This is a genomic window from Micromonospora sp. 4G55 (genome assembly GCF_016803375.1).
Genome location: NZ_JAEVHN010000396.1, coordinates 1 through 5,782, shown reverse-complemented (window position 1 = coordinate 5,782; position 5,782 = coordinate 1). Strand labels below are relative to the sequence as shown.

The window sequence follows — 5,782 nt, the reverse complement described above, 5'->3', positions numbered from 1 at the left end:
CCGAAGCGGAACCCGAGTCGGACCCGGCGACGCCACCGGCGGACACGGCCACGCCGCCGGCCGCCGAGGCGGAGACGGCCACGGCGGACCGGCCGGCCACCACCCCGGAGGCCACCACCACCGCGCCGGCCGAGCCGCCGGCCGACCCGGAGCAGGTCCTGGCCGCGTACCGGTGGCGGCTGGACCCCGAGACGCTGCGCGAGGTCGTCGACGACGCCGACGAGCTGCGGACGCTGCGCCGGCGGCTGACCGAGAAGCTCGGCGCGTCCCTGGACAACCGGGCCCGGGCGCGGCTGCTCAGCCTGCGCGCGGTGGTCTCCCGGGTCGTCCACGACCTGGACGACGCGCTCGCCGACGGCCGGCTCGCCCTCACCTACGCGGACGCGACCGGCGAGCTGCGGCGGACCGCGCTGGCCCGGGCCCGGCTGGCGGAGCCGGCGGACACGGCCACGCCGCCGGCCGCCGAGGCGGAGACGGCCACGGCGGACCGGCCGGCCACCACCCCGGAGGCCACCACCACCGCGCCGGCCGAGCCGCCGGCCGACCCGGAGCAGGTCCTGGCCGCGTACCGGTGGCGGCTGGACCCCGAGACGCTGCGCGAGGTCGTCGACGACGCCGACGAGCTGCGGACGCTGCGCCGGCGGCTGACCGAGAAGCTCGGCGCGTCCCTGGACAACCGGGCCCGGGCGCGGCTGCTCAGCCTGCGCGCGGTGGTCTCCCGGGTCGTCCACGACCTGGACGACGCGCTCGCCGACGGCCGGCTCGCCCTCACCTACGCGGACGCGACCGGCGAGCTGCGGCGGACCGCGCTGGCCCGGGCCCGGCTGGCGGAGGTGCTGCGCTGGAAGGGCGAGTTCGCCGAGGCGGACCGGCTCTTCGCCGAGGCCAACTCGGCCGAACTGCCGGACCGGCTGCGGGCGGCGCTGCACGAGCACGCCGGCCGCTCCTGCTACGACCAGGGCCGACTGATGGAGGCCTGCGAGCACTTCGAGCGCGCCCTGGACCTGCGCCGGGCCGACGACCCGGAGCTGACCGAGCGGATCCGGGTCTGCCTGGACGCGGTGCACACCCGGGCCGCCGCCCGGGGCGGCTTCGGGCCGTACCCCCGCAGCCGGGAGGAGGTGCTGCGCGGGCGCAAGTCGCCGGTGCCCACGCTCGACGGCGGCCTGGGCCGGTGGGGGTACGCGGACGCCGACGGTGAGCTGGTCCTCGACTACCGGTACGCCGAGGCGCAGCCGTTCCGTGAAGGCCTGGCCTGGGTACGCCGCCCGGACGCGCCGGGCTGGGAGCTGATCGACGAGGCCGGCAGCACCCTGATCGGCCCCTCGTACGCGGCGGTGCGGGCCTTCTCCGACGGCCTGGCCTGGGTCTCGCTCGGCGGCGAGGCGGACTGGATGGCGATCGACTCCGAGGACACCGTGCTGGTGCCGGCGGGCTTCGAGGACGCCCGGCCGTTCACCGCCGGGGTCGCCGCGGTGCGCCGCGGCGGCTGGGGCGCGGTGGACCGCACCGGCCGGCTGGTCGTCCCGACCCGCTACCACGGCTTCCGCACCGCGCTGGCCGACGGCCGTCGGCTCGACGGCTTCACCGACGAGGGGCTGGCCGTGGTGGAACTGGGCGGCTTCCGGGGCGTGGTGGACCGCACGGGCAGGCTGCTGGTCGCGCCGGCCCACCCGGAGCTGGTGATCCACCCGGTGGCGTTCCTGGCCAACGACCGCACCGGCCGGTGGGGCGCGCTGGACCGGCGCGGCGAGCCGCTCATCGACCCGGTACACCCCGGCCCGGACGCGGTGCTGGCCGAGATCGACCTGCTGCTGACCGACGCGCATCCGGTGCTCTGAACCACCCCGCCGCCGCGCCGTCCGGTGGTCATGATCGGAGCGGACTAGGGTCGGGGCATGGAATTCCGACACCTGGGCCGTTCCGGCCTGATGGTCAGCGAGATCTCGTACGGCAACTGGATCACCCACGGCTCGCAGGTCGAGGAGGACGCGGCGCTGGCCTGCGTTCGCGCCGCCCTGGACACCGGCATCACCACCTTCGACACCGCCGACGTCTACGCCGGCACCCGCGCCGAGGAGGTGCTCGGCAAGGCGCTCGCGGGCGAGCGCCGTGAGGGCCTCGAGGTGTTCACCAAGGTCTACTGGCCGACCGGGCCGGGCCGCAACGACCGGGGCCTGTCCCGCAAGCACATCATGGAGTCGATCGACGGCTCGCTGCGCCGGCTGCGCACCGACTACGTGGACCTCTACCAGGCCCACCGGTACGACTACAGCACCCCGCTGGAGGAGACGATGTCGGCGTTCGCCGACATCGTGCACGCCGGCAAGGCGCACTACATCGGCGTCTCGGAGTGGAAGGCCTCGCAGATCCGTGAGGCCCACCAGCTCGCCCGCGAGCTGCGCATCCCGCTGGTGTCCAACCAGCCGCAGTACTCGATGCTCTGGCGAGTCATCGAGACCGAGGTCGTCCCCACCAGCGAGGAGCTGGGCATCGGGCAGATCGTCTGGTCGCCGATGGCCCAGGGTGTGCTCTCCGGCAAGTACCTGCCGGGCCAGCCGCCGCCCGCCGGCTCCCGCGCCACCGACGAGAAGTCCGGCGCCGGGTTCATCGCCCAGTGGCTGACCGACGAGGTGCTGACCCGGGTGCAGCGGCTCAAGCCCCTCGCGGAGCAGGCCGGGCTGAGCATGCCGCAGCTCGCCATCGCCTGGGTGCTGCAGAACCCGAACGTCTCGTCGGCGATCGTCGGGGCGTCCCGCCCCGAGCAGGTGCACGACAACGTCAAGGCGGCCGGCGTGAAGCTGGACGCCGACCTGCTCAAGGCGATCGACGAGATCGTCGAGCCGGTCACCGAGCGGGACGCGGCGAAGACCGAGAGCCCGGCCCAGCGGCCGTGACGCTCCCCCGGGCCGGCGCGGCGTCCGCGCCGGCCCGGGCTCTTTCCCGGGTACGCCGACCGGGAGCCGCCCCGCCGCTGCGCGGCGCTCCCGAACTCAGCCCTGCCAGAAGCGGATCAGGTCCAGCCCCAGGCCGTAGAGCCAGCTCGGCAGGCCGAGCAGGTCGCCGATCGCGAAGACCGCGTTGAAGAACCAGCCGCCGATGCGCGGGTTCCACAGCAGCGCGAAGAGCAGGATGAAGCCGTACGGGGCGAACATGTCGTACATCTTCCGCCACTGCGGGTTCAGCCACGGCTGGATCATGTTGCCGCCGTCCAGGCCGGGCACCGGGAGCAGGTTGAGCACGCTCGCGGTGAGCTGGAGGAACGCCAGCAGCGCCACCCCGGCCCAGAACTCGATCGGCCCGCCGAGGGTGCCCGTGCCGATCCGCAGCGCCGCCACCAGCAGCAGCGTGAACAGCACGTTGGTGGCCGGGCCGGCGAGGCTGACCAGGGTGTGCCGCAGCCGGCCCGGGATGGCGTGCCGGTCCACCCAGACCGCGCCGCCGGGCAGGCCGATGCCGCCGAGCAGCACCACCACCACCGGCAGCACGATCGACAGCAGCGGGTGGGTGTACTTGAACGGGTTCAACGTCAGGTAGCCCCGGTGGGCGATGTCCCGGTCGCCGGCCCGGAACGCGACCACCGCGTGGGCGTACTCGTGCAGGCAGAGCGAGACCAGCCAGCCCGAGACCACGAAGAGGAACACGTCGAACCGCACGTTGCCGAACCGGTTCCAGGCCATCGCCCCGCTGGCCACGAAGAGCGCGACCAGGGCCAGGAAGACCGGGCTGGGCCGGAACGCCGCCCGGGGCACGCCGAGCACCAGCGGCTCGCCGCCCGGGCGGTCGTAGCCCATCACTCCGCCGTCGGGAGCAGGCTCATCCGGTACTCCACCCGGTCGTCCTCCACGAGCGCGACCGAGGTGACGCCGGACGCCGCGAGCTCCCGCCAGGTCTGGCCGATCCACGATTCGGCGTCCGCCTGACTGCCGAACGACTCCGCCGGTCCATCGACCGACGCGCCGTTCGCGCCCTCGTACCGCCAGCTCCACGCCATGCCGCGTCTCCCCTCGCCGCTACACCGTCCCCCGGGGACGGACCCCCGCAAGCGTAGTCGGCCGTCCGCGCGGCGGCCCGACGCTCACCCCCGCCGACGCCCGGCCGGTGATCACCATGAGTGTCCCCGGCCGGTACGGTGGCGCGGTGCTGACTCAAGGAGTGGTGCTCAGCAACCGGTACCGGCTGGGCGAACGGGTGGCGACCGGCGGCATGGGCGCGGTCTGGCGGTGTGTCGACACGCTGCTGGACCGCGAGGTGGCGGTGAAGGTGCTGCTCCCGGCGCTGGTGGAGGACCCGGAGTTCACCAGCCGGTTCCACGCCGAGGCCCGGATGATGGCGGCCCTGCGGCACCCGGGCATCGTCGCGGTGCACGACTTCGGCTCGGCGACGCTGGCCGACGGCAGCCAGGTCAGCTACCTGGTGATGGAGTACGTCGACGGCGAGCCGCTGGTCACCTGGATCCGGCGCGCGGCCGGCTCGACCCGACGTCGACCATGTCGGTGGTGGCGCAGGCCGCCGCCGCGCTGCACGCCGCGCCCGGGCTGCTCGCCCGGTTCGGTGTCGGCGAGGCCCCGCTGGGCTGGCAGGGCACGGTCAGCGTGTGGCGCGATCCCGCGGACCTCGTGGCGTTCGCGTACCGTCACCCGGAGCACCGCGCCGCGATCAGCCGCACCCCCACCGAGGGGTGGTACGCGGAGGAGCTCTTCGCGCGGTTCGAGGTGCGCGACGTGGTCGGCGACCGGACGGTGCTGGGGTGGGTCGCCGACGGCGACGCGGCAACGGTGAAGGGACACGCATGAGGTTGGTGCGGTGGACGCCGGACGATCTCGTCCGGCGGCTGGACGACGTGGTCGCCGTCTACGGGGAGGCGATGAACTACCGCGTCGACCTGCTGGAGGCCCGCCGCGGCTACATCGCCACCCACGTGCGCCGCCCCGGCTTCCGCGCCGTCGCCAGCCTCACCACCGACGGCCGGCTGGCCGGCTTCGGGTACGGCTACCTGGGCGCGCCCGGGCAGTGGTGGCACGACCAGGTGCACCGGGCACTGGACCCGGCGGCCCGCCGGCGCTGGCTGACCGACTGCTTCGAGGTGGTGGAGCTGCACGTCCGGCCACCGGCGCAGGGGCACGGCCTGGGCACCCGACAGTTGACCGCCCTGCTCACGCTCGCCGAGGGCACCACCACCCTGCTGTCCACCCCCGAAGCCGACGAGCAGACCTCGCGCGCCTGGCGGCTGTACCGGCGGTTCGGCTTCGTCGACGTGCTGCGGCACTTCCACTTCCCCGGCGACGAGCGGCCCTTCGGCGTGCTCGGCCGGGACCTGCCACTGGCCGCCGCCGACCCGGCCGCCGCCGACCGGTCCGGCCCGGCGACGCGGTGATCCGACGGCGAGCCGCCTGGGCGTTGCTGGCCGTCCTCGTCCTCGCCCAGATCTGCTACCCGCTCACCACCGGCCCGACCCGGGCCCGGCTGACCGTGGTCACCGTGCTGCTGGGCTACCTGCTCGCGGTCGGCCACGCCCTGCTGCGCCGCGGCCCGCGTACGGCGGGGGCGCTGGTCGCGGTGGCCACCGGCGGCGGCTTCGCGATCGAGGCCCTCGGGGTCGCCACCGGCTTTCCGTTCGGCAGCTACGACTACTCCGGCGAACTCGGTCCGAAGCTGGCCGGGGTGCCGCTGATCATCCGCTGGCCTGGACCTGGATGGCGTGGCCCGCCTGGCTGGCCGCCGTCCGGGTGACCTCGTCCGGGCCCGGGCGGATCGCGCTGGCCGCCGTCGGGCTGGCCGC

Annotated in this window: 5 protein-coding genes and 3 pseudogenes; 6 read left to right on the top strand and 2 right to left on the bottom strand. The window is 74.9% G+C overall.

Annotation, left to right across the window (positions count from 1 at the left end; genetic code table 11):
- The coding region (locus JNW89_RS25460; RefSeq protein WP_375155135.1) for a WG repeat-containing protein at positions 1-1,841 on the top strand (1,841 nt) is incomplete at its 5' end.
- A gap of 57 nt (positions 1,842-1,898) precedes the next feature.
- Positions 1,899-2,897 carry an aldo/keto reductase family protein gene (locus JNW89_RS25455; RefSeq protein WP_238450824.1) on the top strand — a complete coding sequence of 333 codons (999 nt, stop codon included), beginning with the start codon at positions 1,899-1,901 and terminating at the stop codon, positions 2,895-2,897.
- A 96-nt stretch (positions 2,898-2,993) separates the two neighbouring features.
- On the opposite strand, the gene JNW89_RS25450 is transcribed toward JNW89_RS25455, so the two are convergent.
- On the bottom strand, positions 2,994-3,794 hold the full coding sequence (locus JNW89_RS25450) for a site-2 protease family protein (protein ID WP_238450822.1): 801 nt from the start codon (positions 3,792-3,794) through the stop codon (positions 2,994-2,996).
- A complete protein-coding gene (locus JNW89_RS25445) occupies positions 3,794-3,994 on the bottom strand; it encodes a hypothetical protein (RefSeq protein WP_088961023.1) in 201 nt (66 codons plus the stop codon). The genes JNW89_RS25450 and JNW89_RS25445 overlap by 1 nt, the downstream gene beginning before the upstream one ends.
- 116 nt (positions 3,995-4,110) lie before the next feature.
- On the opposite strand from JNW89_RS25445, the pseudogene JNW89_RS25440 reads away from it, so the two are divergent.
- The 4 genes and pseudogenes from JNW89_RS25440 to JNW89_RS25425 form a co-directional block, all read left to right on the top strand.
- Positions 4,111-4,410: pseudogene (locus JNW89_RS25440) on the top strand (serine/threonine protein kinase); the annotation flags it as partial.
- Positions 4,386-4,796: pseudogene (locus JNW89_RS25435) on the top strand (spheroidene monooxygenase); the annotation flags it as partial. The pseudogenes JNW89_RS25440 and JNW89_RS25435, both read left to right, overlap by 25 nt.
- Positions 4,793-5,377 (top strand): GNAT family N-acetyltransferase, encoded by a 585-nt coding sequence (locus JNW89_RS25430; protein WP_238450820.1) that lies wholly within the window; start codon positions 4,793-4,795, stop codon positions 5,375-5,377. The pseudogene JNW89_RS25435 and the gene JNW89_RS25430, both read left to right, overlap by 4 nt.
- Positions 5,377-5,782, top strand: a pseudogene (locus tag JNW89_RS25425) (carotenoid biosynthesis protein); the annotation flags it as partial. The gene JNW89_RS25430 and the pseudogene JNW89_RS25425, both read left to right, overlap by 1 nt.

What these genes read in the sequence shown, in the direction of transcription:
- JNW89_RS25455 (WP_238450824.1), top strand. Translation starts at nt 1,899, where the DNA reads ATGGAATTCCGACACCTGGGCCGTTCCGGCCTGATGGTCAGCGAGATC.
- JNW89_RS25450 (WP_238450822.1), bottom strand. Translation starts at nt 3,794, where the DNA reads ATGGGCTACGACCGCCCGGGCGGCGAGCCGCTGGTGCTCGGCGTGCCC.
- JNW89_RS25445 (WP_088961023.1), bottom strand. Translation starts at nt 3,994, where the DNA reads ATGGCGTGGAGCTGGCGGTACGAGGGCGCGAACGGCGCGTCGGTCGAT.
- JNW89_RS25430 (WP_238450820.1), top strand. Translation starts at nt 4,793, where the DNA reads ATGAGGTTGGTGCGGTGGACGCCGGACGATCTCGTCCGGCGGCTGGAC.